Raw genomic sequence first — 26,443 nt, 5'->3', positions numbered from 1 at the left:
GGGCCGGTCCATCCACCGGTGCACCTCGCCCGCTCGGGTCGAGCGGGCGGCACCGGTCCCCTCCACTGTGACAGGTGGGGCCAGGGACGGCGCACGGACCGGAGCCGGGCGACCGGTACGCGCACCTGCCCGGGCCGGGCGGCTGCTCTAGCGTTCGGCGGGTGACCTCGCCGTTCATCGCCCCGCCCACGCTGCCCGCCGACGCCGATCCGCGGGAGGCCACCGGCCGTCCCGTGGGCTGGGGCGTGGTCGCCACCGGGCGGATCGCCGCGACCGTGACCGCCGACCTCGCCCTGCTGCCCGACGCCGTGCTGCAGGCGGTGAGCTCCCGGGAGGCCGGCCGCGCCCGGGCGTTCGCCGAGCGGTTCGGGTTCGCCTCCTGGTACGCCGACACCGACGGCAGCACGGGACTGGGCCAGCTGCTCGCCGACCCGGCGGTGGAGGCGGTCTACGTGGCCACCCCGCACGCCCAGCACGCCGCGGTGGTGCGCGCGGCGCTGCGCGCCGGCAAGTCCGTGCTGTGCGAGAAGCCGCTGACGATCAACGCCCGGGAGTCGCAGGAGCTGGCCGAGCTGGCCCGCGAGCGCGGGCTGTTCCTCATGGAGGCGGTGTGGACGCGCTTCCTGCCGGCCCTGCAACGAGCGCTGTCCGTCGCCGCCTCCGGCGAGATCGGCACCGTGCAGTGGGTGGCCGCCGAGGTGGGCTTCCCGGCCCCGGCCGACCCCACCGCCCGGATCTGGGCCCGGGCCGATGGTGGCGGGTCCCTGCTCGACCTCGCCGTCTACCCGCTGCTGTGGGCCTGGGGCACGCTCGGCCGGCCGGACTCGGTGACCGCCGTGGGCACGCTGAACGCCGAGGGCGTCGACGCGCAGAGCGCGCTGTCGCTGCAGTGGTCCTCCGGCGCGCAGGCCCAGCTGACCACCTCGCTGCTGGCCCGCTCCCCGCACACCGCGCTGGTCTGCGGCAGCAACGGCTGGATCCGCACCACCGGTGAGCACGCGGTCTACCGGCCCACCCGGCTGGAGGTGCAGGCCGGCGAGGGCCCGCCGCGCACCGAGGAGTTCCCGCTGATCGGCTCGGGCTACGTGTGGGAGCTGCGCGAGGCCACCCGCTGCATCCAGGCCGGGCTCACCGAGAGCCCGACCATGCCGGTCGCCGACACGCTGGCGACGATGGAGCTGCTCGACGAGGTCCGCCGCCAGCTCGGCGTCGTCTACCCCAACGACGAGGTGTGAGCCCCGCGGGTCAGTGCAGCGCCGCGTCGGCCGGGCCGGTGGCCCACCGGCGGAACCGGACGACGAGGCCCGCGCGGGTCGGCGCGCAGCAGTACGGGCCCGCGGACACCGGCACCCCGGGCGGGAAGGCGGCGACCCGGACCAGCCGGAACGGCTCGTCGTCGACCCGGGCGCGCACCGTCACCGCGTCCCCCGACCGGCTGGCGCGCACGGTGACCCGCCGGCCGGCCCACCCCGGCACCGGCGCCACCGACCAGTCCGAGCGGCCCAGGGTGACCACGGCGCCCAGCTGCGGCGCCCCGTCGGAGAACTCCACACCGGTCTTGAGCCAGGTCTCGGCGTCGGCGCGCAGCACCAGCCCGGCCTGGTCGAACTGCTGGTCGTAGTCGACGTCGAACACCACCTCCACCGCGCCCGGGTCGTCCAGCGGGGCGAGCAGCGCGTGGGCGTCGTCGTGGACGAAGCCGTAGGCGGTGTGCCGCCAGGCGTCGCTGCCCTCGACGGCGGTGACCAGCAGGTCCGGGCCGTCGGTGGTCGCCGCTGCCGGCGCGGTGGTCCAGCTGCCGGCGCTCCAGGCCAGTGCGGTGGTCACCTGGCCAGTGGACCACGTCGACCCGCACGCGGCACGGGCCGTCGACCACCTGCGCTCGCCGGCGTGGGAAGGTCGGGTACGACCTCCCCTCCCGGGGGGCGCCCGGTACGGGCACGGTCGAGTCGGACGAGGGAGCATGAGCACGATCCACGAGTCCGCGAACCGACCCCGGCGTCGCCGCGGTCCACGGGCACTGGTCCGGTCGTGGCTGGGCCGCCTGGCGGCGCAGCGGATCCGGTCCACCGGCACCGACCTGTCCGAGCTCACGTTCCTGCCGGAGGCCGCGCGGCTGCCGCTGCTGCGGCACGGCACCGACCCGGTGCCCGAGCTCGCCGAGCTGCGCGCCCGCTGCCCGGTGGACCGGCTCGACCTCCCCCTCGGCCTGACCGTGCACCTGGTGACCGGCTACGAGCAGGCGCGCGCCGTCCTCGCCGACCGCGACTCCTACAGCAACGACATCCGGCACCTGTTCGCCGACACCGGCCCGGGCTCGACCGCCGACGTCGGCGGTCTCGGCCTCACCGACCCCCCGCTGCACACCCGGCTGCGCAAGCTCGTGGCCCCGGAGTTCACCCGGCAGCGGCTGGCGCGCCTGGCGCCGGAGATCGAGGCGACCGTGGCCCGGCGGCTAGACGAACTGGCGACCGCCGGCTCGCCGGCGGACCTGGCCGAGCTGGTCTCCTGGCGGGTGCCGATGGACGTGATCTGCGGGCTGCTGGGGCTCGACGACACCGACCACGAGGCGTTCCTCCGGCTGGGCACCCAGCGGTTCGACGCCACCGGGGGTGTGGCGGAGGCGCTGGGCGCGGTCTCGGAGCAGAAGAAGATGCTGCTGGACGTGGTGGCCCGGCAGCGCAGCGCGCCGGGCGACGGCCTGATCGGGCGGATCCTGCAGGCCGAGGGCGACGCCGTCTCCGACGACGAGCTCGCCGGGCTGGTCGACGGGATCGTCACCGGCGGCTACGAGACCACCGCCAGCACCATCTCGCTGGGCACGGTGGTGCTGCTGCGCGACCCCGCCTCCGCGGCCCTGGTGCGGAACGGCTCCCCCGATGACGTCGACCGGGTGGTGGAGGAGCTGCTGCGCTACCTCTCGGTGGTCCAGGTGGCGTTCCCGCGGTTCGCCAAGCGCGACCTGGAGCTGGCCGGCTGCCCGGTCCAGCAGGGGGACGCCGTCGCCGTGTCGCTCAGCGGGGCCGACCGCGACCCGGCCTGGGCGGGGGCCGCACCCGACCGGTTCGACCCGGCGCGGTCGGTCACCGGCAGCCACCTGGCGTTCGGCCACGGCGTGCACCGCTGCGTCGGCGCCGAGCTCGCCCGGATGGAACTGCGGGTGGTCTTCCCGGAGCTCTTCCGCCGATTCCCGGACCTGGCGCTGGCCGTGCCGGAGGACCAGCTCCGCTGGCGGCAGCTGTCCTTCGTGCACGGCGTGGAGGAGCTCCCGGTCACGTTCTGAGGCCGCGCCTCAGCTTGCACCGCCTGCATGTTTGCAGTGTCTGCAAACACCGTGTCATGCTCTCCGGGTGACCCAGACCCTGCGCGAGCGGAAGAAGCTCGCCACCCGGCTCGCGCTGCACGAGGCGGCGCTGCGGCTGGTCGCCGAGCGGGGGCTGGACCGGGTGTCGGTCGACGACATCGCCGAGAACGCGGACGTCTCGCCCCGCACCTTCTTCAACTACTTCCCGACCAAGGACGACGCCGTCATCGGCCTGGACCCGCTGCACCCGCACCGGCTCGCCGAGGCCCTCGCCGCCCGACCGGCCGACGAGCCCCCGGTCCGGTCGCTGCGCGCGGTGCTGGCGGCGCAGGCCGCCGAGATGGCCGCCGAGGCGCAGGTGTGGCCGCTGCGGCTGCAGGTGGTCGACGGCAACCCCGCCCTGGCGCTCCGGCTCACCGCGGCCTTCGCCGAGTCCGAGCGGGTGCTGGCCGGGGCGATCGCCGACCGCACCGGCACGGCGGTCGACACCGACGCCTACCCCGCGCTGCTGGCCGCGGTGCAGGCCGCGGTCATGCGAACCTCGCTGCACCGCTGGCTGGCCAGCGACTTCACCGCCTCGCTGCCCGCGCTCGTCGACGAGGCCTGGGAGTCGATCGCCGCCGGGCTGCCGGCACCGCCCCGCTGACCCGCCGCCCCGCTGAGCCACCGCCCCGCTGACCCGGCCCCGTCCAGCGGCCCGCCCCGAGCGTGCGAGGGGTGCGGAGGACGGGGGCCTTACCCGAGGAGCACCCGTGCACGCCGCACCGCCCGACGCCCCGCCGCCCATCGTGCTGACCCGGCGGCGGATCAACATCATCTTCTCCGCGCTGCTGGCCGGCATGCTGATGGCCGCGCTGGACCAGACCATCATCTCGACCGCGATGCCGACGATCGTCGGTGAGCTCGGCGGGGTCTCGCACATGGCCTGGATGACCACCGCGTACCTGCTGGCCACCACCCTGGTCATGCCGGTCTACGGCAAGTTCGGCGACCTGTTCGGGCGCCGCACCCTGTTCCTGGTGGCCATCGGGTTGTTCACCGCCGCGAGCCTCGGCGCCGCGCTGGCGCCGGACTTCGGCTGGCTGGTGGTCTGGCGGGGCGTGCAGGGCCTCGGCGGTGGCGGGCTGATGATCCTCTCCCAGGCGATCATCGCCGACATCGTGCCGGCCCGGGAGCGGGCGAAGTACATGGGCCCGATCGGTGCGCTGTTCGGGTTGTCCGCCGTGGCTGGGCCGCTGGTCGGCGGGTTCTTCACCGACACCGCGGCGCTGGGCTGGCGCTGGTGCTTCTGGATCAACGTCCCGATCGGGCTGGCCGCCTTCGCGGTCGGCTGGTTCGCCCTCACCCTGCCGCGCAAGCGGAGCACCACGCCGCTGGACCTCGCCGGCATCCTCACCCTCTCCGTCGCCACCACGTCGCTGGTGCTGGCCACCGACATCGGCGGCAGCGAGGGGTGGGGCTCCTGGCAGGTCCTGGCGCTGCTGGCCGTGCTCGCCGGCTCGGTCGCGGCGTTCGTGCTGGTGGAGCGTCGGGCGGTGGAGCCGATCGTCCCGATGTCCCTGTTCGGCAACCCCACCTTCGTGGTGGCCACCGCGCTGGGCATGGCGGTGGGCCTGGGCATGTTCTCGGCCGTCGCCTTCATGCCGACCTACCTGCAGATGAGCTCGGGGCTGTCGGCGGCGAACTCCGGCCTGCTGATGCTGCCGATGACCGCCGGGATCATCCTCACCATCCAGAGCTCGGCCGCGGTCATCATGCGCACCGGCCGCTACAAGGTGTTCACCGTGGCCGGGGTGGCGCTGATCCTGGCGGCCATGGTCTGGATGACCACGCTGGCCGGGGACACCGCGCTGTGGACCGTCGGGGCGATGTTCTTCCTGCTCGGCGCCGGCCTCGGGCTGATCATGCAGAACGTCGTCCTCGCCGCGCAGAACGCCGTGCCCGCCGAGCAGATCGGCACGGCCACCTCGACGAACAACTACTTCCGGGAGGTCGGGGCGGTCCTGGGCGTCGCCGTCTTCGGGACGCTGTTCACGTCCCGGCTGGGCGACCGCCTCGGCGATGCCCTGACCGGCAACCCCGAGCAGGCCGTGCAGGCCGGGATCACCTCCCCGGACACCCTGGTGCCGACGGCGGTCGAGGCCGCCGGCGAGCCACTGCGGACCGCGATCGTCGACGCCTACGCCGACGCCCTGGCACCGGTGTTCTGGTACCTGGTGCCGATCCTCGTCGTCGCCCTGGTGCTGGCGCTGTTCCTCCGCGAGGTGCCGCTGTCCGACGTCGCCGGCATGGTCGCCCGCGGCGAGGCGGTGGCCCGCGAGGAGGACCTGGCCGACCTGCGCGCCGACCCCGGGACCGACGAGCCCGTCCTGGTCGAGCCCGTCGGCGACGAGCGGGACGACGACGCGAACGTCCGCACGTAGCGGACGGCGCCCGGGACCGGTGTCCCGGGCGCCGTCCCGTCACGGCGTCAGCAGCGCCTTGACCGCGCGCCGCTCGTCCATGGCGCGGTAGCCCTCGGCGGCCTGGTCCAGCGGCAGGGTCAGGTCGAACACCCGGCCCGGGTCGATCGCACCGGACCAGACCCGGTCGATCAGGTCGGGCAGGAAGCGGCGCACCGGGGCCGGCCCGCCGTGCAGCCGCACCATCGTGGAGAACAGCTGCCGCCCGGTGATCTCCACGCCGTGCGGGACGCCGACGAAGCCCACGCCGCCGCCGGGGCGGGTGGAGCGGATCGCCTGGTCCATCGACTCCCCGGTGCCCACGCACTCCAGGACGGCGTCGGCCCCCACCCCGTCGGTGAGGTCCCGGATCCGCGCCACCCCCTCGTCGCCGCGCTCGGTGACGATGTCGGTCGCGCCGAACCCGGTGGCCAGCCGCTGCCGCGGTTCGTGCCGGCTCATGGCGATGATCCGCTCGGCCCCCAGCTGGGCGGCCGACAGCACGCCGAGCAGCCCGACGGCGCCGTCCCCGACCACGGCGACGGTCATGCCCGGCTGCACGCCCGCCGCGACCGCGGCGAACCAGCCGGTGGCCATGACGTCGGAGAGGGTCAGCAGGCTCGGCAGCAGCTCGGGCGCCGGCACCTCCGGGGTGGCGACGAGGGTGCCGTCCGCGTGCGGCACCCGCAGCAGCTCCGCCTGGGCGCCGGTGATGCCCACCCGGTGCGCGCAGGCGCTCTGGTAGCCGGCCCGGCAGGACGGGCAGGTGCCGTCGGAGGCGATGAACGGCACGATGACGAACTGCCCCGGCCGGACGGTGGTGACGTCGGCGCCCACCTCCTCGACGATCCCGCAGTACTCGTGGCCGATCGGCGACGGCTCGGTCACCTCGTTGATGCCCCGGTAGGGCCACAGGTCCGAGCCGCACACGCAGGTGGCGGAGGCGCGGACGACCGCGTCGGTGGGTTCGACGACCCGGGGGTCATCGAGCTCCTCGACGCGGACGTCGCCGGGGGCGTGCAGAACTGCTCCGCGCATGCTGGTGGTGTTCCTCTCGGAGTACGGGTTCGGACCCGTGCTCCTTGCCCGCGCCCGCGGGGTCGAACCGCCCGTCAGCGCGCGCGGTCGGGCGACAGCTGGTCGATCACCAGGTCGGCGACGGCCCGCATGCCGGCGGCGTTCGGGTGGTACGGCGCGGCCCCACCGCCGAGCAGGTCACCGAAGACCCAGCCGGTGACCCACGGCTCCGCCGACCCGACGGCGTGCTCGCGGGAGGCGGCCGAGGCGGCCACCAGCTCCGCCCCGGCGTTGTGCGCGGCCGCCGCGGTGGCCGCCTCCAGCCGCCGGCCGACGTCGGCGCACAGCCGGCGGTGCTCCTCGCTCATCGGGAAGGCAGGCGTGGACCGGTCCGGCACCACGGTCAGGTAGTCGACCAGCACGACCCTCGCCCGGGCGCGCGCCGGCGGACCTCGCCGACCAGCCCGGCCAGCCGCTGCGGCAGCTCGTCCAGCGCCGCGTCCACCGCAGCCGGGTCGACCGGGGTGCCGAAGAAGGCCCGGGCCGGCAGCGGCGCGCCCTCCGGGTCGGCCTGGAACGAGCAGCGCAGCAGGGTGAGCAGGTACTCGACGTCGTTGCCGCCGACGGTCACGGTGACCAGGTCGGCGTCCGGGCCGACCGCGTCGACCTGCGGCGGCACGGTCCCGCCGGCCAGCAGCGCCTGCGGCCGGGTGAGGACGTCCTCCACCGTCGCCCCGCCCGACGTGACGTCGGCCAGGTCGTACCCGAGCCGCTCGGCGACCAGGTGCGCGTAGTTGCGGCCCGACCGCCCGCACCCGGGGTGCAGGATCGGCTCGATGCCCGGCCCGGCGGCGAAGGAGCTGCCCAGGGCGACGTAGCGGGTCACCGGGCCGGCCGGGCGGCCTCGGCCGCGGCCATCAGCCGCTCGAGCTCCGCGGCGGGGATCGCCCCACCGAAGTCCGCGGCGAACCGGCGCATCGGCATCGACCCGATCATCTGGAGCATCCCCGCGTGCATCTCCGCGGCCCCCTCGGGCATCGTCGCCAGGAAGCCCTCCAGCAGCTGCGGGCCGGCGACCGGGTGCTCGAACCACTCGGCGACCGACGACTGCAGGGTCAGCTCCCGCACGACGACGTCCCCGGCGAGGTCGATCGTCCGCTCGTCGGCGATGTCGGTGGCGCTGCGCCCGATCTGCACGGTGTGCTCCCCCGGCGCGACGACCCAGGCGTGCTCCCGGACGTCCCAGTACGCGAACGCCCGACGGTCGAGCTCGAACGCCACCGTCGTCGACTCCCCCGCCGCCAGCGAGACCTTGGTGAACGCGCGCAGCTCGCGGGCGGGCCGCCGCACCGGTCCGGCGGTGGTCGCGACGTAGACCTGCACGACGTGCCGGCCGGCGCGGCTGCCGGTGTTCGTGACCGTCACCGCGACGTCCGCGCTGTCGGGGCCGGTCGGCTCGACCCGCAGGTCGCTCGTCTCGAAGGTCGTGTAGCTCAGCCCGTGCCCGAACGGGTACCGCACCGGGCGGTCGACGGACACGAAGTGCCGGTAGCCGACCATCACGCCCTCGCCGTACCGGACGTGCCCCTGCTCGCCGGGGAAGTTGAGATGGCTGGGGGTGTCCGCCAGCCGCAGCGGGATCGTCTCGGCCAGCCGGCCCGACGGGTCGGCGGCGCCGGTGAGCAGGTCGGCCAGCGCGCAGCCGCCGGCCTGGCCGAGCAGGAAGCCGGAGAGCACGGCGTCGACGTCGTCGTGCCAGCCCTCCAGGGAGACCACGCTCCCGGAGGACAGGACGACGACGGTCCGCGGGCCGGCCGCGGCCACGGCGCGGATCAGCTCCACCTGGGCCGCCGGCAGGTCGATGTGCGTGCGGTCGAGGCCCTCGGTCTCGTCGGTCTCCGCCAGTCCGGCGAACACCACGGTGACGTCGGCGTCCCGGGCCAGGCCGACGGCCTCGTCCCGCAGCGCGGTGGCGTCACCGGCGCCGTCGAGGGTGTAGCCGGCGGCGAAGGCGAGGTCCGGGTGCACGGCCCGCAGCGCGGTGAGCGCGTCGTCGACCCGGGTGGCGTTGACGTGCGAGCTGCCGCCGCCCTGGAACCGCGGCGTCCGGGCGAACTCACCGACCACCGCGACCCGCTGCCCGGCGAACAGCGGCAGCGCGCCGTCGTCGTTCTTCAGCAGCACCGCGCAGCCGGCCGCCAGCTCGCGGGCCAGCGCGTGGTGGGCATCGGCGTCGAAGCCGTCCGTGCGCTCGGGGACGTACCCGGCCAGCGCGGCCACCCGGCGGACGCTGCGGTCGACGACGGCCTCGTCCAGCCGCCCGCTGCGGACGGCGTCCACGACCAGGGCGTTGCCGGCGCCGGAGTCACCGGGCATCTGGAGGTCCAGCCCGGCCTCCAGCGCGGCGACCCGGTCGTCCACCGCGCCCCAGTCGGAGACGACGGCGCCGGTGAAGCCCCACTCCTCGCGCAGCACCTCGGTGAGCAGCCAGCGGTGCTGGGAGGCGTAGACCCCGTTCACCTTGTTGTAGGCGCACATCACCGTCGCCGGCTGCGCCTCGGTGACCACCCGCTCGAAGGCCGGCAGGTAGATCTCCCGCAGCGTGCGCTCGTCGACGTCGGCGCTGACCTGCATGCGCTGCGTCTCCTGGTTGTTGGCCGCGAAGTGCTTCACCGAGGCGCCCACGCCCTCTCCCTGCTGCCCGCGGACGTGCGCGGCGCCCAGCACCCCGGCCAGCAGCGGGTCCTCCGAGTAGTACTCGAAGTTGCGACCGCACAGCGGCGACCGCTTGATGTTCACCCCCGGCCCGAGGACGACGGGGACGCCGAGCGCCCGCGCCTCGACCCCGATCGCCGCACCGATCCGCTCGGCCACCGCCGGGTCCCAGCTGGAGCCGACCGCGACCGCCGGCGGGAAGCAGGTGGCCGGCAGGCTCTCCAGCAGCCCGATCCGGTCGAGGTCGCCGGCCTGCCGGCGGACGCCGTGCGGGCCGTCGCTGAGCACCACCGACGGCAGCCCGGCCTCCTCGATCGGTGGGGTGGACCAGAAGTCCTGACCGGAGAGGAGCCGGGCCTTCCGCTCCAGCGGCAGCGCGGTCGGGTCGGGCGGCGTGGCGGGGGTCACTCCCCGATCCTGCCGAGCGCCGGCGGCCCCGTCGCCGCGGATGCCGTCCAATGGGAACGCCATCCACCGGGAACTGCGAGATCGCCAGGTCGTCGCGGGCGAGCACCTCGCTGGCGGCCTCGGCGTCGGTGTCCCGGTTGTACTCGAACGCGTCGGCGTCCAGCGCGCCGCCGACCCAGACCAGGGTGAGCCGCTGGGCGATCTCCGGCGCCTGCCGCAGCGCCTGGGCGACGTTGGTCAGCGGGCCGGCGCAGACCAGGAAGAGCGGCAGCGGGTCCTCCCGGAGGGCCTCCGCCACGATGAGATCGGCGGCCGCGGAGCCGGCGTCGCCCCCGCCGACCGGCACGTCGCACCCAGCGGCCACCACCGGCCGCTGGGTGCCCACCAGGTCGACCAGCTGCTGGGCGAGCCGGGCGCCGGCGGTTGCCGTCCCCTCCGGCGGGCCGAACATCGGGCTCAGGTGCGAGCTGGTCACCGCCACCACGCGGTTGGCGGAGCTGAGCAGGTGGTGGGCCAGGGCGACCAGACCGTCCGGGTCGCCGGCCCAGTCGTTGTCGACGACGACCCGGGACCGCTCGGTGATGCGCAGTGACACCTGCTTCCTCCAGTGGTCAGGCGGTGGGGGCGGCGGCCGGGTCATCGGCGCCGGCGTAGCGGAACGAGCGGACGGCGACCGACCCGGAGGAGCACCAGACGCCGATCATGCGGCCGGTCATCCCGCCGGCCACCTCGGTGGAGACGTACCGGCCGTCGATCCGGCCGAGCTCGGTGAATGCGCCGTCGCCACCGACCACGCCGGCGACCAGCTGGTCGGGGCCGAGCGTGGTCGAGGAGAAGTGCCCCTCGGCCGGTACCGCCCGGACCTCCAGGGCGACGTCGCCGGGGAGCACCGTCGTCTCGCCGAGCAGCGACCGCAGCGGCCCGACCTGGGCGACGGCGCGGACGACGTCGCCGGCCACCTGGAGGTCCAGGTGGTGCCGCGCGTCCAGCCGCACCGAAAGCCCGCCGACGCCGTCGGACGCGTCGACGACCGCCCGGGCCCGGCCGTACAGGTGCTCCTGCCGCCGGCCGGCGAACGCCAGGTCCTCCGACGCCGGGTCGGCCGCCACGGCGGTCAGCCGCCAGCCGCCGTCCTCCCACGCCAGCACCTCGTCGGGGAAGCGGCGGGGCGAGACCCAGGAGGCCGGCAGCTGGTCGCCACCGAGCTCCTCGACGTCCACGACGGCGTCCGGCGGGGTCAGCCACTCCCCCAGCCGGGGCCAGCCGTCCTCCCAGACCACCTCGGCGGCGAAGGTCTCCCGGCCGAGCACGTGGAACTCGGGGCTGGCGCCGCGCGGGCGGACGCCGTGGAAGACGATCGCCCAGCTGCCGCCGGGGCGCTGCACCAGGTCGGCGTGCCCGGTGTTCTGCACGGGTGAGTCGGTGCCGCGGGCGGTGAGCAGCGGGTTGTGCGGGCATGCCTCCCACGGGCCCTGCGGTGACGGCCCCCGGGCGATCGTCACCGCGTGCCCGCGCTCGGTGCCGCCCTCGGCGATGAGCAGGTACCAGCGCTCGCCGATCCGGTACAGGTGCGGGCCCTCGGGGAACTTGCCGCCGGTGCCCTGCCAGAGGTGCCGCCGCTCGGTGAGCGCCGCGCCGGTGGCCGGGTCGACGGCCTGCTGCACCAGCCCGGCCGGGCCGCCGTCGCCGAAGCCTGCGTAGCTGACCAGCAGCGTGCCGTCGTCGTCCCAGGCGAGGTCGGGGTCGATGCCGCGCACCTCGGGCATCCGCACCGGCTCCGACCACTCCCCCAGCGGGTCCTCGGTGGTGACCAGGGTCTGCCAGCCGCCGTCGGCGAGGTTGGTGGTGACCATCCAGAACCGGCCGTCGTGGAACCGCAGCGTCGGTGCGGTGATCCCGCCGGAGCCGGGGGCCGCCGAGACGTCGAGCTGGGACGGCCGGGCCAGCACGTGCCCGACCTGCTCCCACCGCACCAGGTCGTTCGACCGGTACACCGGCACCCCCGGGGCGTACTCGAAGCTCGAGTGCACCATCCAGTACGTGTCGCCGACCCGGCAGACGCTTGGGTCGGGGTGGAACCCGGGGACGACGGGGCGCGGCGGCGGCAGGACCGTCACGTGTGCGCTTCCGGGTCGAAGAAGAGCGCCGGCTTCTCCACCGGCGCCGGCACCGTGATCTCCCGCGTGAAGGTGTGCCGGCCGGAGCCGACCTCGACCGGTGGGCTGCCGTCGGGCAGCGCGACCTCCGCCGTCGTGTTGGGTGGCACGGTCACCTCCAGCGCGAGGGTGCTGCCCTCGACGGTCCAGGACACCGACGCCGTCCCGTAGGGCGTCTCGTGCGTGGCCGCCGCCGAGGTGACCCCCGGACCGGGGCGGGGCGCGACCCGCAACCGCCGGTAGCCGGGCGCGGCCGGGGCGAGCCCGGCCACGGTGCGGTGCAGCCAGTCGGCGACGGCGCCGAGCGCGTAGTGGTTGAACGACGTCATCTCCCCGGGGTTGATCGTCCCGTCCGACAGCATGGAGTCCCAGCGCTCCCAGATCGTCGTCGCGCCCATCGTCACCGGGTACAGCCACGACGGGTTCTCCCGCTGCAGCAGCAGCTCGTAGGCGGTGGCCAGCTCGTCGGCGGAGGTGAGCGCGTCGGTGACCAACGGCGTGCCGAGGAAGCCGGTCGCGATGTGGAACCCGTCCCCCCGGACCTGCTCGGCGAGCAGCCGGCCGGCGTGCGCCCGCTGCTCGGCGGTGAGCAGGTCGAACTCCAGGGCGAGGGCGTACGCCGTCTGCGACGGGTAGGCGACCCGGCCGTTGGGCGTCACGTACTCCGCCCGGAACCGGGCGGTGGCCCGCTCCGCCAGCTCGGTGAACCGGCTGCCGTCGCGACCGAGCACCGCGGCGGCCTGCGCGACGGTGCGCGCCGAGCGGGCCAGGTAGGCGGTGGCCACGCACTGCCAGGGGGTGCGGGCCGCGCCCGGCTGGTCCGGCGGCGCCGCGGTGTCCAGCCAGTCGCCGAAGGAGAAGCCGCCCTCCGGAAAGTCCAGCTCGGCCCCGGCGCGGGCGGCGAAGACGTCGATCCAGGCGACCATGCTGTCCCACTGCGCGGCGAGCAGCCCGGCGTCCCCGGACCGCTGGTACAGCACCCAGGGGACGACGACGGCGGCGTCGCCCCAGCCGACGTCGGCCTGCATCGGGATGGGGATCAGCGGGAGGTAGGGCACGTAGGGCGGCACGATACCGTCGTGCTCGCCCAGCTGCTCCGCGGCCAGGTCGGCCAGCCAGGAGCGCAGCATGCCGGCGCTGTCGTACAGGTAGGCCGCGGTCGGCGCGAACACCTGGATGTCCCCGGTCCAGCCCAGCCGCTCGTCCCGCTGCGGGCAGTCGGTGGGCAGGTCCAGGAAGTTGCCGCGCATGCCCCACACCACGTTCTCGTGCAGCCGCGTGACCTCGGGGTCGGAGCAGGTGAACGTGCCGGTGCGGCGCAGATCGGTGTGCACGACGACCGCCTGCAGATCCTCCGGGCGCAGCTCGCCGGGCCAGCCGCTGACCTCGGCGTAGCGGAAGCCGTGGAAGGTGAACCGCGGCTCCCAGCTGCGGGGACCGCGGCCGTCCAGGACGACGACGTCGGTCGCCCGCGCCGCCTTCAGCGGGCGGGTGCCCAGCTCCCCGTGCTCGAGCACCTCGGCGTGCCGGACGGCGATCTCGGTGCCGGCCGGGGCGTCGGGCAGCGCGAACCGGATCCGGCCGACCAGGTTCTGGCCGAAGTCGACGAGCAGCTTCCCCGACGGGGACCGGGTGATCGCCTGCACCGGCACCGTCTCGGTCCGGCGCACCGGGGGCCCGGACGGCGCGACCAGCGTCGCGAGGTCGACGCTGCCCAGGTCGACCGGCGTCCAGCCGGCGTCGTCGAACCCGGGCGCGGACCAGCCGGGCAGCTCGTGCCGCAGGTCGGCGGTCTCGCCGTTGTACAGCCCGGCGGTGCGGGTCGGGCCGTCGGTGGTGGACCGCCAGGTCCGGTCGGTGGTCACCACGGTGCGGCTGCCGTCGGGGTGGTCGACCTCCAGCTGGAGGAGCACCCCGGTGCGGTCGCCGTACCAGTTCCGCCCACCGGTGAAGCCGAGATAGCCGGCGAACCACCCCTCAGCCAGCTGCGCGCCCAGCACGTTGGGGCCCTCGGACAGCTGGTCGGTGACGTCGTACGTCTGGTAGCGCAGCCGGTGCCGGTAGCTGGTCCAGCCCGGGGCGAGCACGTGGTCGCCGACGACGGCCCCGTTCAGCTCCGCCTCGTAGACGCCCTGCGCCGTCGCGTAGAGCCGGGCACGCACGACCGGCCGGTCGATGGTGAACTCGCGCCGCAGCAGGGCGACCGCCTCCTCGCCGGTGGCGGGCAGCACCGGCTGGACCAGCTGCGCCGTCCAGTCCGCCGGCGCGAGCAGCCCGGCCTCGACCACGACGACCTCGCTCCACGCCGACGGCTCGGCGGCACCCTCCCCCCAGACGCGCACCCGGACCGCCCGGCGCTCCCGGCTGGCCAACGGAGGCGCCCCCCACGGGACGAGCACCGACTCCGCGGAGTCGACCCGGCCGGACGACCAGGCGGGGCCGCCGGCCGGCTCGATCTCCAGCTCGTAGCCGACCTGCCGCCAGTCGGGCAGCTCGGTGCGGGTGGTCCAGGACAGCCGCGGCGTCGGCTCGCCGATGCCCAACGGCTCGCGGTGGTGCTCGACGGTGACGGGCGTGACGGTCAGGTCGCTCATGCGGGCTGCGCTCCGGTGCGGTGGGGGTGGCGGTGGTCGGCCAGGGAGAGGCCGGGCAGGAGGTGGTCGGTCAGGTAGCGGACCGACCGGTCGACGATCGCGTCGACGTCGTCGTGCCCGAGCCAGATGTGGCCGGCGCCCGCCACCGGCTCGAAGGTCACCGGGGCCCCGGCCGACTGCATCACCGCGGCGAGCTGGGTGCTCTGGGCGCACGGCACCAGCCAGTCGGCGGTGCCGTGCAGCAGCAGGAACGGGGGCGAGTCCGGCCGGACGTGGTTGACCGGGCTCGCGTCGGCGAGCGTCGCGCCGGTCAGCCCGCGGAGCAGGTGGTCCTCCGGCGGCGTCCGCATCTCCTCCGGCAGGAGGGCGGCGACCTGGGGCGGGGGCGGCTGCCGCGGCATGGTGCCCAAGTCCGCCAGGCCGTACCAGTCGACGACGACGTCCACCGCGCTGGACGGGCCGACCAGCCCGTGGGTGCCCTCCAGGTCCGGCCGGTCCGCCGTGAGGCCGAGCAGCGCCGCGATGTGACCGCCCGCGGACTCGCCCCAGGCACCGATCCGCGCGGTCGAGACGCCGAGCTCATCGGCGTGGGCACGGAGGTACCGGACGGCGGCCTTGGCGTCATGCAGCTGGGCCGGGAACGGCGCCTCCAGCGCGTGCCGGTAGTCGATCGTCGCCACCGCCAGCCCGGCGGCGACCAGGGCCTCGAACGCCTGGTCGGGGCGCAGCGTCTCGGGCAGCAGCCGGCGGTCGCCCATCATGAACGCCCCGCCGTGCACCCAGACGACCAGTGGGGCCGGTCTGGCGGTCGCCGGCACCCAGAGGTCCAGCTGCAGCGGCCGGTACCCGAACGCGACGGCGTAGGTGATCCCGGAGAAGTGCGTGGTCCCGTCGGGCCGGACGGTGGGTCGGACCGGGGGCAGGAACCGGGCGGGGCCGGCCCACTCGGGGGCGTCCGTGCTCATCGTCTCTGCTCCTCGCAGGTGTAGGTGTGCTCGCCCGGCGCGGCGGTCTCGGTGGTGCCGTCGGGCAGGACGACCGTCGCCCGGGTGCCCGCGGGGACCAGGACGCGCAGGGAGAAGACGCCGTCCGCGATCGACCACGCGGACTCGATCCGGCCGTACGCCGACTCGTGCGCCGCCTGGGCGCTGGTCAGCCCCCCGCCGGGTCGCGGCCGGACCCGGAACCGCCGGTACGCGGGCTCCAGCGGCTCGATGCCGGCGGTGTGCCTGTGCAGGAAGGAGACGACCGCGCCCTTGCTGTAGTGGTTGAGCGACTCGTGCGGCACGCCGTCGGCGTCCACGCCGTCCCAGCGCTCCCAGACGGTGGTCGCACCGCGGTCGATCATCGTCAACCACGAGGGCTCGGTGTCCGACAGCAGCAGCTCGTAGGCGACGTCGAGGTGCCCGGCGTCGGCGAGCACCGGCAGCAGGTACGGCGTGGCCAGGAAGCCGGTGCCCAGGTGGGTGTCGGCCTTGCGGACCAGCTCGACCAGCCGCTCGGCGACGGCCGGCCGCAGGTCGCCCGGCACCAGGTCGAAGGCGAGGGCGCGCACGTGGTTGGCCTGGGTGTCGCAGGTCAGCCGCCCCTGGGCGTCCAGGTACTCCGCCTGCCAGGCGGCGCGCACCTCGGCGGCCAGGGCGGCGTACCGGTCGGCGTCCGCATGCCGGCCGAGGACGGCGGCGACCCGGCTCATCAGCCCGGCGCTGTGCGCGTAGTACGCCGTGGCCACCTCGCCCTTGTCGGCGGCGGCGAAGGTGCTGAAGTCATCGATCTCCTCACCGGGCACCAGCCACTCGCCCCAGTGGAAGCCGGTGTCCCAGAGGAAGCGCTCGTGCGGCGCGGGCTCCGGCCGGCGGGCGGCCCGCTGCGGGTGCCGCTGGTCGCGGGCCATCCGGTCCACCCGGTCCAGCCAGCCGACCATCGTCGGCCACAGCTCGGCGAGCACCTGCTCGTCGCCGTAGGCGCGGTACAGCTCCCAGGGCACGATGACGGCGGCGTCGCCCCATCCGGCCGAGCCGTTCAGCGCCGCGACCGGGCTCTGCCGCCCCTCGGCCCGCGCGCTCGGGCTGATGTTGGCGATCGTGCCGTCGGGCCACTGGTCGGCGGCGACGTCGCGCAGCCACTTGGTGGAGAAGCCGGCGACGTCGTAGAGGAACGCGGCCGTGGGCACGTACAGCTGCCAGTCGCCGGTCCAGCCGGCCCGCTCCCGGTGCGGGCAGTCGGTGGGCACGTCGCAGGCGTTGCCCCGCAGGCTCCACACGGCCGCCTCGTGCAGGCGGTCGACCCGCTCGTCGCTGCAGGAGAACCAACCGGTGCGGCGCAGGTCGGTGTGCACGACGACGCCGCGCGCGTCGTCGGTGGTGAGCTCGCCGGGGTGGCCCTCGATCCGCACGTAGCGGAACCCATGCGTCGTCCGCCGCGGCTCGAACACCTCACCCGGCACACCGGCCGACACCACCTGGTCGACCTGCCCGGCCGGCAGCGGCTCGGGCAGGAACGGCACGGCCGGCCGGAGGTGATCGGTGGTGACGTCGCCGTCGGCGCCCAGCGCCTCGCCGTGGGTCAGCGTGAGGCTGGTGTTCGCCGGCCCCAGGTCGGTGAGCCGCAGCCAGCCGTTGATGTTCTGGCCCAGGTCGACGACGTGCGACCCGCTCGCCAGCCGGGTGACCGACACCGGGGTCAGCTCCTCGACCCGGCGCACCGGCGGCGCCGGCGAGTCGACGAGGCCGGCGTACCCGTCGTGGACGACGACCACCGGCGCCCAGCCGGCGTCGTCGAAGCCGGGGACGTCCCAGCCGCGTGGCACCCGCCGCAGGTCGACCCGCTCCCCCGCGATCAGGTCGGCGGCCACCACGTGGCCCTCGGCGCTGCGCCAACCCGGCCCGGTGCCGACGACGGTGACGCTGCCGTCGTCGTGCATGAGGTGCAGCTGGGCGAGCAGCGCGAGCCGGTCGCCCCACTGGTCGGCGGCGCGCAGCACGCCGATCTGGCCGCGGAACCAGCCGTCGGCCAGCACCACGGCCAGCGCGTTCCGGCCCGGCCGGACGGCGGCGGTGACGTCGATCGTCTGCACCTGCAGCCGGACGTCGTACTGGGTGAACCCGGGCGTCAGCTCGGCGTCGCCGGCGCGCGCGCCGTTGAGGAACGCCTCGTACAGCCCCTGGGCGGTGGCGTGCAGCCGGGCGGCGACCACCGGCCGGTGGACGTCGAACTCGTACCGCAGCAGCGCGGCGGGCCGCTCCCCGGGTGGGCCGTCGGGCATCTCCCCCGGCTCCACCCACGACGCCTGCCAGTCCTCGGCCCACAGCAGGCCGGTCTCGAACCAGCCCGGCTCGGACGCGGCGCTCTCCCCCAGGTCGGTGCGGACGGCCACCCGCCACTGCACCCGCTGCGACGACCCCAGCGGCGGTCCGGCGTAGGGCACCAGCAGGCTCCGGTCGCCCTCCACCCAGCCGGTGTCCCAGCCGTTGTCGGTGGTGATCCGGCAGGCCAGCTGCTCCCGTGCCCCGGCCGGCAGCCGCCAGGACAGCCGCGGCGCGGTGGTGCAGATGCCGAGCGGCCCGTCGAGGTGCTCGACCCGCAGATGGTGCGGCACGTCCTCCGCTTCCGGTGAGCCCTGCCGGCCCCGCTGCAGGGACCCGACACCAGCCTGCGGGTGGTGGGGGGCAGCGGAGTCCTCCCTCACGGTCCCGGGACCCGCTCGGCGTGGTGGCAGGCGGTGAGCGAGCCCTCGAGCAGCCGGAGCGGCGGCCGCTGCGCCACGCAGACGTCGGTGGAGAACGGGCAGCGCGGCACGAAGGGGCAGCCAGTGGCCGACGGGGAGGCAGCGCCCGCGGTGCCGAAGCCGGCGGCCTCCCGGGCCGCGCGGCGCGCGGCCTGCTCGGCGGGGCGCGGCACCGGCGCGGCCGCGGTCAGCGCCAGGGTGTACGGGTGCCGCGGCCGGTGGGCGACCGTGTCCGCCGGGCCGGTCTCCATGACCTGGCCGCGGTAGAGGACGACGGTGCGCTGGGACAGGAACTGGACCACGCCCAGGTCGTGGGCGATGAACAGGAACGACAGGCCGCGCTGGTCGCGCAGGTCGGCGAGCAGGTTGAGCACCTGCGCCTGGGTGGACAGGTCCAGGGCCGACACCGGCTCGTCCAGGACGACGACCTTCGGGTCGCACACCAGCGCGCGGGCGATGGCGATCCGCTGGCGCTGACCACCGGAGAACTGCGCCGGGTGCCGGTCGACGGCGTCGGCCGGCAGGCCCACCGACTCCAGCCCCGCCCGCGCCCTGGCCATCGCCTCCGCGCCGCGCACCCCCATCAGCCGCAGCGGCTCCACCAGCGTCTGGCCGATGGTGCGCGCCGGGTTCAGCGAGGAGTAGGGGTCCTGGAACACCACCCGCAGGTCGGCCACCTGGCGGCTGCGCTGCTTGAGCGACATCCCGGTGACGTCCTGCCCGGCGACCTCGACCGTGCCGGCGGTCGGCCGCTGCAGGCCGAGCACCGCCTTGCCGATCGTCGACTTCCCCGATCCGGACTCCCCGACCAGGCCGAGCGTCTCCCCGGGGGCGATGTCGAAGCTGACCCCGTCCACCGCCGGCGGCTGGTTGCGCGCCTTGCGACCGGACCCGTACCGGACGACGAGGTCACGGACCCGCAGTGCGGGCCCCGGCGGCACCGGGTGGGTCTCGGGCGCGACGTCGGCGAGCGCGGTCATCGGGACACTCCTGCGGTCGGGGTGGGGGCGGTGGCGGCGGCTTCCCGCGGTGCGGCGTCCCAGGTCAGGTCCGCCCGGGCGAGATCCTCGGCGCGCACGCAGCGCACCGACCCGGTGTCGTGGGCCGGCAGTGCGGGGAACGGCGAGCGGCACCGCTCCTGCACGAACTGGCAGCGGGTGGCGAACCGGCAGCCGTCCGGCCAGGAGCCGGGCGGCGGCACGGTGCCGGGGATGGACGCGAGCCGGACCGGCACGGGCACGCCGTCGGGCACGTGCGGGTTGGCGGCCAGCAGGGCCTGCGCGTACGGGTGGGCCGGACCGTCGAGGACGGCGGCGGCGGTGCCCGACTCGACGACCGTGCCGGCGTACATGACGGCGACGTCGTCGCAGATGTCGGCGACCACCCCGAGGTCGTGGCTGACGATGACCACCGACAGCCCGGTGTCCCGGACCAGCGCGCGCAGCAGGGTGAGGATCTCCGCCTGCACGGTCACGTCCAGCGCGGTCGTCGGCTCGTCGGCGACGAGCAGCTCCGGCTCACCGGTCAGCGCCAGGGCGATGCAGACCCGCTGGGCCATCCCGCCGGAGAGCTGGTGCGGGTAGCTCCTCAGCACCCGCTGGGCGTCGACGATGCCGACGTTGCGCAGCAGCTCGGCGGCGATCCGGCGGGCCTCGGCCCGGCCGACGCCGCGGAACCGGCGGATCGGGCCGGTGAGCTGGTAGGCGATGGAGAACATCGGGTCCAGCGCCACCATCGGCTCCTGGGAGATCATCGCGATCTCCCGTCCCCGGACGGCGTTCAGCTCCTTGGCCGACAGCCCCACGAGATCCCGGCCCTGCCAGCGGATCGACCCGCCGCGGACGGAGACGCCGTCGGGCAGCAGGCCCAGCAGCGAGCGGGCGGTCATCGTCTTGCCGCAGCCGGACTCGCCGACCAGCCCGAGGACGCGGCCGGGACGCAGCGCGAAGGAGACGTCGGTGACCAGGTCCGGGCCGTCGTCCACGGCGATCGCGAGGTCCCGGACCTCGAGGACGACGGCCGGGTCGGCCGGGCTGGCGGCGTCGTCGACGGGGGCCGTGCGGACCGCAGCCCGGCGCGTGCGGCGGGCCGGCGCCTTCTCCCCGGCGGCCTTCCCGGCGATGGAGTCGGCCAGCTCGTTGGCGGCGATCACGGTGAGCGCGAGCACCAGGCCGGTGGGCACCATGAGCCACGGCGCGCTGAACACGTAGGAGGACGCGTCCTGGATCATGAACCCCCAGCTGGGGTCGGGTTCCGCGGGCCCGAAACCGAGGAACGCCAGGCCGGCGACGATCAGCAGCCCGATGCCGTAGAGCTGGGCGGCCTGCACGGCGATGACGGTGGCCATCGACGGCAGCACGTGCACCACGTTGACCCGCAGGGAGCCCAGGCCGTTGACCCGGGCTGCGTCGACGTAGAGCCGGGTGCGGACCGACTGGGCGACGCCGAGCATGACCCGGTAGACGGCTGCGGAGATCAGCACACCGAGGATCGCCATGATGATGAACGTCCGGACGCCGATGACGCCGATGACGGCCAGCAGCAGGATCGTGGAGGGCAGCGCGAGGAAGACCTCGGTCACCCGGCTGATCACCCGCTCCACCCGGGGGCCCCGCTCCGCGGCGATCAGCGCGAGCGGCAGGCCGATCCCGAAGGCGACCAGCACGGTCACCGCGGAGGACAGCAGCGGCTCGGTGCCGGCGGTGAAGATCCGGCTCAGCAGGTCCCGGCCGAGCGGGTCGGTGCCCAGCCAGTGCTCGGCCGAGGGCAGCGCGAGCCGGTTGGCGAGATCCTGCTCGGCGACGCCGTAGGGCCGCCACAGCGGCGCGGTCAGCGACGCCGCGATGATGAAGAGCAGCCAGCCGGCCGCGAGCAGCCCACCGGGCCGGCGGAGGACGTCGGGCAGCCGACGCCGGCGGGCGGGCGAGGCGGGCTCGGGCGTGATCTCACCGGCCGCGTCCAGCGGGAGGGCGCTCATGCGGCACGCACCTTCGGGTCCAGGGCCGCGACGACCAGGTCGAGCAGCAGGTTGATGACGACGACGACGACCGTGGCGACCACGACCACCCCGACCAGGGCCGGGAAGTCGCTGGAGGCCGCGGCGGCCTGGCCTGCCTGCCCGAGACCGGGCAGCGCGAAGAGGTTCTCGATGATCACGGAGCCGCCGAACAGGGCGATGAACTGGATGCCGAGCACGGAGACGACCGGCAGGCTGGCGAACCGCAGCGCGTGCACGTAGCGGATCCGCCACTCCGGCGTGCCCATCGCCCGCAGCGTGCGGACGTGCTCCTGGGCGAGCGCCTGGCGCAGGCCGGCGTTCGCCGTCCGCGCGACGATCGCCGCCCCGCCGATGGTCAGCGTGATCACCGGGATGAGCAGGCTGGTGAACCACCCGGCCGGGTCGACGGTGAACGGCACGTACCCGGTGGCCGGCAGCCAGCCGAGCTGGAGGGCGAGCACGTAGACCAGCAGGATGCCGACCCAGAAGACCGGCAGGGACAGCGCCACCCCGCTGCCGGTGGTGATGACCCGGGCCAGGCGGCCACCGCGGACCGCGGCGGTGACGCCGAGGAAGACGCCCAGCACACCCGAGAGGACGGTCGCGAACAGTGCGATGGAGGCCGTGACCGGTACCCGGTCGGCCAGGTCGGCGGCGATCGAACGGCCGTCGATGAGCGAGGTGCCGAGGTCACCCCGGACCAGGTCGCCCAGGTAGTCCAGGAACTGGGTGTGCAGGGGGCGGTTCCAGCCCAGCGCCTCGTTCTCCGCGACGATCCGCTCCGCGGTGGCGTTCGTGCCGAGCCGGACCGCGCCCGGGGAGGTGTCGGTGGCGTGCACCAGCAGGAAGCTGATCACCACCGCGGCGAGCACTGTGCCGATGGCCATGGCCAGCCGCCGTGCGATGAAAGCGAGCATGTCGGAGTCCTTCGGCGTGCGGGTCCGTCGTGCGGGGACGGTGCGGCGGTGACGGTGCTACGGGGAAGGGCCGGTGGCCGCGGGAGTTCCCACGGCCACCGGCCGGCGTCCGGCGGGTCAGACCGCCGGCTCGACCTCGGAGAGGACCAGGTAGTTGTTCGTCCCGGCGTAGGCGGGCTCGGTCACCGCCTCGGCGTCGTAACCGGTGTAGGCGTAGTCCTCGTAGACCGGGATGTACCAGCCGTTCTCGGCGATCGCCCGGTTCAGGTCGGCCAGCGCCTGCTCCTTGGCCTCACCGGTCGAGCCGAGGGCGGTGCCCATGGCGCTGGCGATCTCCGGCTCCTCGGCGCCCTGCATGTTCATGAAGCCGCCGTAGAGCACCCCGGCCACGAAACCCGCGGGGTTCGAGCCGACGGCCATCGGCCCGAAGATCACCGGGTCGGTGCGCACCGCGGCGAACACCTGGTCGGTGGAGGTCGCCGTCACGAAGTCCATCGTGATGCCGACCTCGGACAGCTGCTGCTGGATGACGACCTGGTCCTCGGTCGGCTGCCCCAGCACCGTCACGCCGAAGGAGAACCCGTCGGCCAGGCCGGCCTCGGCGAGCAGCTCACGGGCGCGCTCGGGGTCGTAGCCGAACTCCTCGTTCAGCTCCGGGTCGAAGCCCTCGGTGTCGGCGGGGAACAGCTGGGCCGTCGGCTGGGCGCCCGGGTGCAGCTGGTCGACGATCGCCTCCCGGTCGATGGCGTGGCTGATCGCCTGCCGCACCCGCTCGTCGGCGAAGGCCGGGTTGGTCGCACCGGTCTTGTCGATGACCGGGAAGCCCACGATCGTGCCGCCGACCTTGGCCAGGCTCGCGCGCTGCTCGACCATGTCGATCGTGGTCGGCTTGAGGATCGTGGCGATGTCGGCCTGCCCGGACACCACCGCGTTCGCCAGGGCCTGGGGGTCGGTGATCACGTTGAACACGACGGTGTCGAAGGCCCACTCGTCGGCGTTCCACGCCTGGTCGTTCTTGTCCAGGGTGTACGTGCTGGCCCGCGTGGTCTCGCCCGCGTTGAGGGTGTACGGGCCGGAGCCGTCCGGGGTGGTCTCCAGGGAGGCCGGGTCGGCGAGGCCGTCAGGGCCGACGATGACGCCGGCGGTGTCGGTGAGGTTGTTCTCCGGGCTGGCCTGCGGCTGGGCCCAGGTGATGACCACGGTCTGCGGGTCCGGGGTCGTGACGTCGACGATCTCGCTGGCCCCGCCGGTGGCGAGCGCGCCGTACGCCTCGAGGTCGGGGTCGTTGCGCCGGTCCAGGTTGGCCTTGACCGTCTCCGCGGTCAGCTCCGAGCCGTCGGCGAAGGTCACGCCCTCGCGCAGCGTGAGCGTGGTCTCGGTGTTGTCGTCGTTGTTCGAGAACTCGGTGACCAGGCTCGGCTCGACCGTGCCGTCGGCCGTCGTGACGAACAGCGAGTCGTACAGGGTGCTGAAGAAGGTGAACTGCCCCTGCGAGTACTCCAGCGGGTCGTAACCGGTCGGCGCGGCGTCCGCGTCGTAGGCGAAGGTCAGGGTGTCGCTGGCGCCCTCGGCGCTGGAGCCGCCGTTGCCGCTGCCACCACCGCAGGCGGACAGCGTCGTGAGGGCACCCGCGGCGAGGACGGCGACGCCGGTCCGCATCAGGGACGGACGGGACGGGACCCGGGGGTGGGGGGACCGGAACAGCTTCATGCCGGCGTGGCTCCTTCGCTTCGTTGCAGAGGGGGCGGGTCGGCCGGGGACCGGCCGCGCCGGTCGGACCGGCTCGGCCGCCAACGATGCGGACGACCTCCGGGTGACCGCAGCCACATTGCCGACCAATGGCAGGGCATCTGTGTCGTGGACCTCAACGAGCTGGTGGTCCGGGTCACGCTTTCGTTGCACTGCCATTCACCGGCAGGACACGGGACGGCCACGGATGGGCTGGCAGAGGCTCGCTCCGACATGTGGCCGCGACCACACCTCGGACCTCGGCCGTCCGGCCACTGGGCCCGACGGTCGAGATCGCCCTCGGCAGCACCGAACAGAGAGAGGCACACCCGTGACGACCTCCTTCCCCGACGGCTTCCTCTGGGGCACCGCCACCGCGGCGCACCAGGTGGAGGGCGGCAACGTCAACAACGACCACTGGGAGCTGGAGCACGCGCCCCACTCCCCCTTCGCCGAGCCCAGCGGCGACGCCTGCGACTCCTGGCACCGCTGGGAGGAGGACCTGGACCTGGTGGCGCGGGCCGGCCTGGACACCTACCGGTTCAGCCTGGAGTGGAGCCGGATCGAACCCGAGGAGGGCGAGGCATCCCGCGCGGCGCTGGACCACTACCGGCGCATCGTCGACGGCTGCCGCGACCGCGGCCTGCACCCGATCGTCACGCTGGTGCACTTCACGATGCCGCGCTGGATGATGCACGACGGCGGCTGGACCGGGCCGAAGGCGGGAGACCGGATCGCCCGGTTCACCGAGCTGGCGCTGCCCGCGGTCGAACACGCCGAGTACGTGGCCACGATCAACGAGCCCAACCTGATGGCGGTGCAGCCGGTGATCGGGGCGATGGCCCGCCGTGGCGAGGAGATCAAGGGCCTGCCGGTGCCCGACCAGGGCGTCGCCGAGGCGCTGATCGGCCTGCACCGCCGCAGCACGGAGGTGCTGCGCGGCGCGGGCGCGGCCCCCTCGGGCATGACGCTGGTCGGCCTGGAGTACATCGACGAGGGCGGCGGCCAGGAGCACCTGGCAACCGCGCGAGCCGCGATGATGGACCAGTTCCTGCACGCTGCGGCGGGCGACGACTTCCTCGGCCTGCAGATCTACACCGCGCAGCGGTTCGGCCCGGACGGGCTGGTCGCCCCGCCGCCGGACCGGCAGACCCTCGCCCACGGCATGGAGCGCCGCCCCGAGGCCCTGGGCGCGGCCGTCCGGTACGCCGCCTCGGTCCTGCCGGACACGCCGCTGCTGGTCACCGAGAACGGCATCGCCACCGCCGACGACGACGACCGGATCCGGTTCACCACCGACGCCCTCACCGGCCTCGCCGGCGCGATCGCCGACGGCTCCGACGTCCGTGGCTACGTGCACTGGAGCCTGCTGGACAACTTCGAGTGGATGCTCGGCTACCGGCCGACGTTCGGGCTGGTCGCGGTCGACCGGCGGACGTTCGCCCGCACCCCCAAGCCCAGCCTGGCGTGGCTGGGCGAGGTCGCTCGGCGCAACGGCCTGGCCTGATGCCCGGCCGGTGACGCCCGCGGTTCAGCCGCGGGCGTCCCCGGCCTGCGCTGCGGCGGCCGGCGCACCCAGGCCGCGGGAGACCGCCCGGGCCGCGGCGCGCACGGCCGGCTCGATGGTGCGGGGGTTCGCCCCGCCGGCGGGCAGCACGACCGACAGTGCGGCGACCACCCGGTCACCGGCGTCCCGCACCGGTGCGGCGACCGACACGACCGGCGCCGGCCGACGCCGGTTGATCACCGCCACCCCGGACCGGCGCACCTCGGCGAGCGTGCGCCGCAGCGCCGCCGGCTGCGGTGCCGGATCAGCGGCCGAGGAGACGAGAGCCCCGCCCAGCACGCTCTCCTGCACGGCCAGCGGCGCGTGCGCCAGCAGCACCCGGCCCACCGCGGTCATGTGCAGGGGCAGGCGGCCGCCGACCCGGTAGTCGACCGGCACCGCGACCCGGCCGGAGCGGCGCTCGACCAGCACCGCCTCCTCGGCCTCCCGCACGGCGAGCAGCACGTGGTGGCGGGTGGCCTCGTAGAGGTCGTCCATGAAGGGCATCGCGACCTCGCGCAGCCCGAGCCCACGCGGGGCGAGCGAGGCGATCTCCCACAGCCGGACGCCGACGACGTAGCCGCCCTCGTCCCAGCGTTCCAGCGCCCCCCAGGCCACCAGCCGCTCGGCCAGCCGACGGGTGGTGCTCAGCGGCAGGCCGGACCGCCGGCTCAGCTCCGACAGCGAGAGCCGGCGGTGGGTGGGGTCGAAGGCGGCCAGCAGCGCCAGCGCCCGGTCGATGACGGGGTCGCCCTGCGGGGGGCGCTTGCCACGGGCCCGGGGCTGGTCCGGGACGACGGTGTCCACCGCGCCATGGTGGCAGGCGCCCGCACCAACCACCGTGCCACCCAATGGCAAGCCCCCTCGGTCGGGTGATCGGGGTCACCCATGC

General features: G+C 75.0%; 19 protein-coding genes and 1 pseudogene. 5 read left to right on the top strand and 15 right to left on the bottom strand.

Going from position 1 to position 26,443, the window contains the following annotated elements:
- Positions 1-161: 161 nt before the first annotated feature.
- A complete protein-coding gene (locus ACI783_RS00350) occupies positions 162-1,235 on the top strand; it encodes a Gfo/Idh/MocA family protein (protein WP_457079066.1) in 1,074 nt (357 codons plus the stop codon).
- Positions 1,236-1,245: 10 nt separating this feature from the next.
- On the opposite strand, the gene ACI783_RS00345 is transcribed toward ACI783_RS00350, so the two are convergent.
- Positions 1,246-1,827: a DUF1349 domain-containing protein gene (locus ACI783_RS00345; protein ID WP_457079064.1), complete on the bottom strand. Its 582-nt coding sequence runs from the start codon at positions 1,825-1,827 to the stop codon at positions 1,246-1,248.
- Positions 1,828-1,963: 136 nt separating this feature from the next.
- On the opposite strand from ACI783_RS00345, the gene ACI783_RS00340 reads away from it, so the two are divergent.
- The 3 genes from ACI783_RS00340 to ACI783_RS00330 all read left to right on the top strand — a co-directional run bounded on the left by ACI783_RS00340 (position 1,964) and on the right by ACI783_RS00330 (position 5,727).
- Positions 1,964-3,283, top strand: coding sequence for a cytochrome P450 (locus ACI783_RS00340; RefSeq protein ID WP_457138586.1), 1,320 nt, complete (start codon positions 1,964-1,966; stop codon positions 3,281-3,283).
- Between the two features lie 67 nt (positions 3,284-3,350).
- Positions 3,351-3,950: an acyl-CoA-like ligand-binding transcription factor gene (locus ACI783_RS00335; RefSeq protein WP_457079060.1), complete on the top strand. Its 600-nt coding sequence runs from the start codon at positions 3,351-3,353 to the stop codon at positions 3,948-3,950.
- A 106-nt stretch (positions 3,951-4,056) separates the two neighbouring features.
- Positions 4,057-5,727, top strand: a complete 1,671-nt coding sequence (locus ACI783_RS00330) for an MDR family MFS transporter (protein ID WP_457079058.1) — start codon at positions 4,057-4,059, stop codon at positions 5,725-5,727.
- A gap of 39 nt (positions 5,728-5,766) precedes the next feature.
- Here the strand turns inward: ACI783_RS00330 and ACI783_RS00325 are convergent, their stop codons facing one another.
- From ACI783_RS00325 to ACI783_RS00265, 13 genes and pseudogenes are all read right to left on the bottom strand, one after another.
- A complete protein-coding gene (locus ACI783_RS00325; protein WP_457079056.1) occupies positions 5,767-6,783 on the bottom strand; it encodes a zinc-dependent alcohol dehydrogenase family protein in 1,017 nt (338 codons plus the stop codon).
- Positions 6,784-6,857: 74 nt separating this feature from the next.
- Complete coding sequence (locus ACI783_RS00320; RefSeq protein WP_457138585.1) at positions 6,858-7,184, bottom strand: hypothetical protein; 327 nt, start codon at positions 7,182-7,184, stop codon at positions 6,858-6,860.
- Positions 7,166-7,648: an SGNH/GDSL hydrolase family protein gene (locus tag ACI783_RS00315; RefSeq protein ID WP_457138584.1), complete on the bottom strand. Its 483-nt coding sequence runs from the start codon at positions 7,646-7,648 to the stop codon at positions 7,166-7,168. The genes ACI783_RS00320 and ACI783_RS00315 overlap by 19 nt, the downstream gene beginning before the upstream one ends.
- On the bottom strand, positions 7,645-9,885 hold the full coding sequence (locus ACI783_RS00310) for a glycoside hydrolase family 3 C-terminal domain-containing protein (protein WP_457138583.1): 2,241 nt from the start codon (positions 9,883-9,885) through the stop codon (positions 7,645-7,647). Before ACI783_RS00310 ends, ACI783_RS00315 begins: the two co-directional genes overlap by 4 nt.
- Before the next feature lie 154 nt (positions 9,886-10,039).
- Positions 10,040-10,525 (bottom strand): annotated as a pseudogene (locus ACI783_RS00305) (nucleoside hydrolase); the annotation flags it as partial.
- Positions 10,497-12,002, bottom strand: a complete 1,506-nt coding sequence (locus tag ACI783_RS00300; protein WP_457138582.1) for a family 43 glycosylhydrolase — start codon at positions 12,000-12,002, stop codon at positions 10,497-10,499. The gene ACI783_RS00300 and the pseudogene ACI783_RS00305, both read right to left, overlap by 29 nt.
- Positions 11,999-14,635 (bottom strand): glycoside hydrolase family 78 protein, encoded by a 2,637-nt coding sequence (locus ACI783_RS00295; RefSeq protein WP_457138581.1) that lies wholly within the window; start codon positions 14,633-14,635, stop codon positions 11,999-12,001. The genes ACI783_RS00300 and ACI783_RS00295 overlap by 4 nt, the downstream gene beginning before the upstream one ends.
- Entirely contained in the window at positions 14,632-15,600 is a 969-nt protein-coding gene (locus tag ACI783_RS00290; protein ID WP_457138580.1) for an alpha/beta hydrolase fold domain-containing protein, read from the bottom strand. The genes ACI783_RS00295 and ACI783_RS00290 overlap by 4 nt, the downstream gene beginning before the upstream one ends.
- Positions 15,597-18,233, bottom strand: coding sequence for a family 78 glycoside hydrolase catalytic domain (locus ACI783_RS00285; RefSeq protein ID WP_457138579.1), 2,637 nt, complete (start codon positions 18,231-18,233; stop codon positions 15,597-15,599). Before ACI783_RS00285 ends, ACI783_RS00290 begins: the two co-directional genes overlap by 4 nt.
- A gap of 86 nt (positions 18,234-18,319) precedes the next feature.
- Entirely contained in the window at positions 18,320-19,342 is a 1,023-nt protein-coding gene (locus ACI783_RS00280) for an oligopeptide/dipeptide ABC transporter ATP-binding protein (protein ID WP_457138578.1), read from the bottom strand.
- Positions 19,339-21,339, bottom strand: coding sequence for a dipeptide/oligopeptide/nickel ABC transporter permease/ATP-binding protein (locus tag ACI783_RS00275; RefSeq protein WP_457138577.1), 2,001 nt, complete (start codon positions 21,337-21,339; stop codon positions 19,339-19,341). The genes ACI783_RS00280 and ACI783_RS00275 overlap by 4 nt, the downstream gene beginning before the upstream one ends.
- Positions 21,336-22,277 (bottom strand): ABC transporter permease, encoded by a 942-nt coding sequence (locus ACI783_RS00270; protein WP_457138576.1) that lies wholly within the window; start codon positions 22,275-22,277, stop codon positions 21,336-21,338. The genes ACI783_RS00275 and ACI783_RS00270 overlap by 4 nt, the downstream gene beginning before the upstream one ends.
- Positions 22,278-22,394: 117 nt before the next feature.
- Positions 22,395-23,987: an ABC transporter substrate-binding protein gene (locus tag ACI783_RS00265; protein WP_457138575.1), complete on the bottom strand. Its 1,593-nt coding sequence runs from the start codon at positions 23,985-23,987 to the stop codon at positions 22,395-22,397.
- Positions 23,988-24,336: 349 nt separating this feature from the next.
- On the opposite strand from ACI783_RS00265, the gene ACI783_RS00260 reads away from it, so the two are divergent.
- Entirely contained in the window at positions 24,337-25,512 is a 1,176-nt protein-coding gene (locus ACI783_RS00260; protein ID WP_457138574.1) for a glycoside hydrolase family 1 protein, read from the top strand.
- Between the two features lie 24 nt (positions 25,513-25,536).
- On the opposite strand, the gene ACI783_RS00255 is transcribed toward ACI783_RS00260, so the two are convergent.
- A complete protein-coding gene (locus ACI783_RS00255) occupies positions 25,537-26,358 on the bottom strand; it encodes an IclR family transcriptional regulator (RefSeq protein ID WP_457079021.1) in 822 nt (273 codons plus the stop codon).
- Positions 26,359-26,443: the final 85 nt, after the last annotated feature.

The organism is Modestobacter sp. SYSU DS0511 (assembly GCF_054050755.1).
Note: the sequence above shows the minus strand (reverse complement) of the source record. Positions and strands in the feature narration are given on the sequence as shown.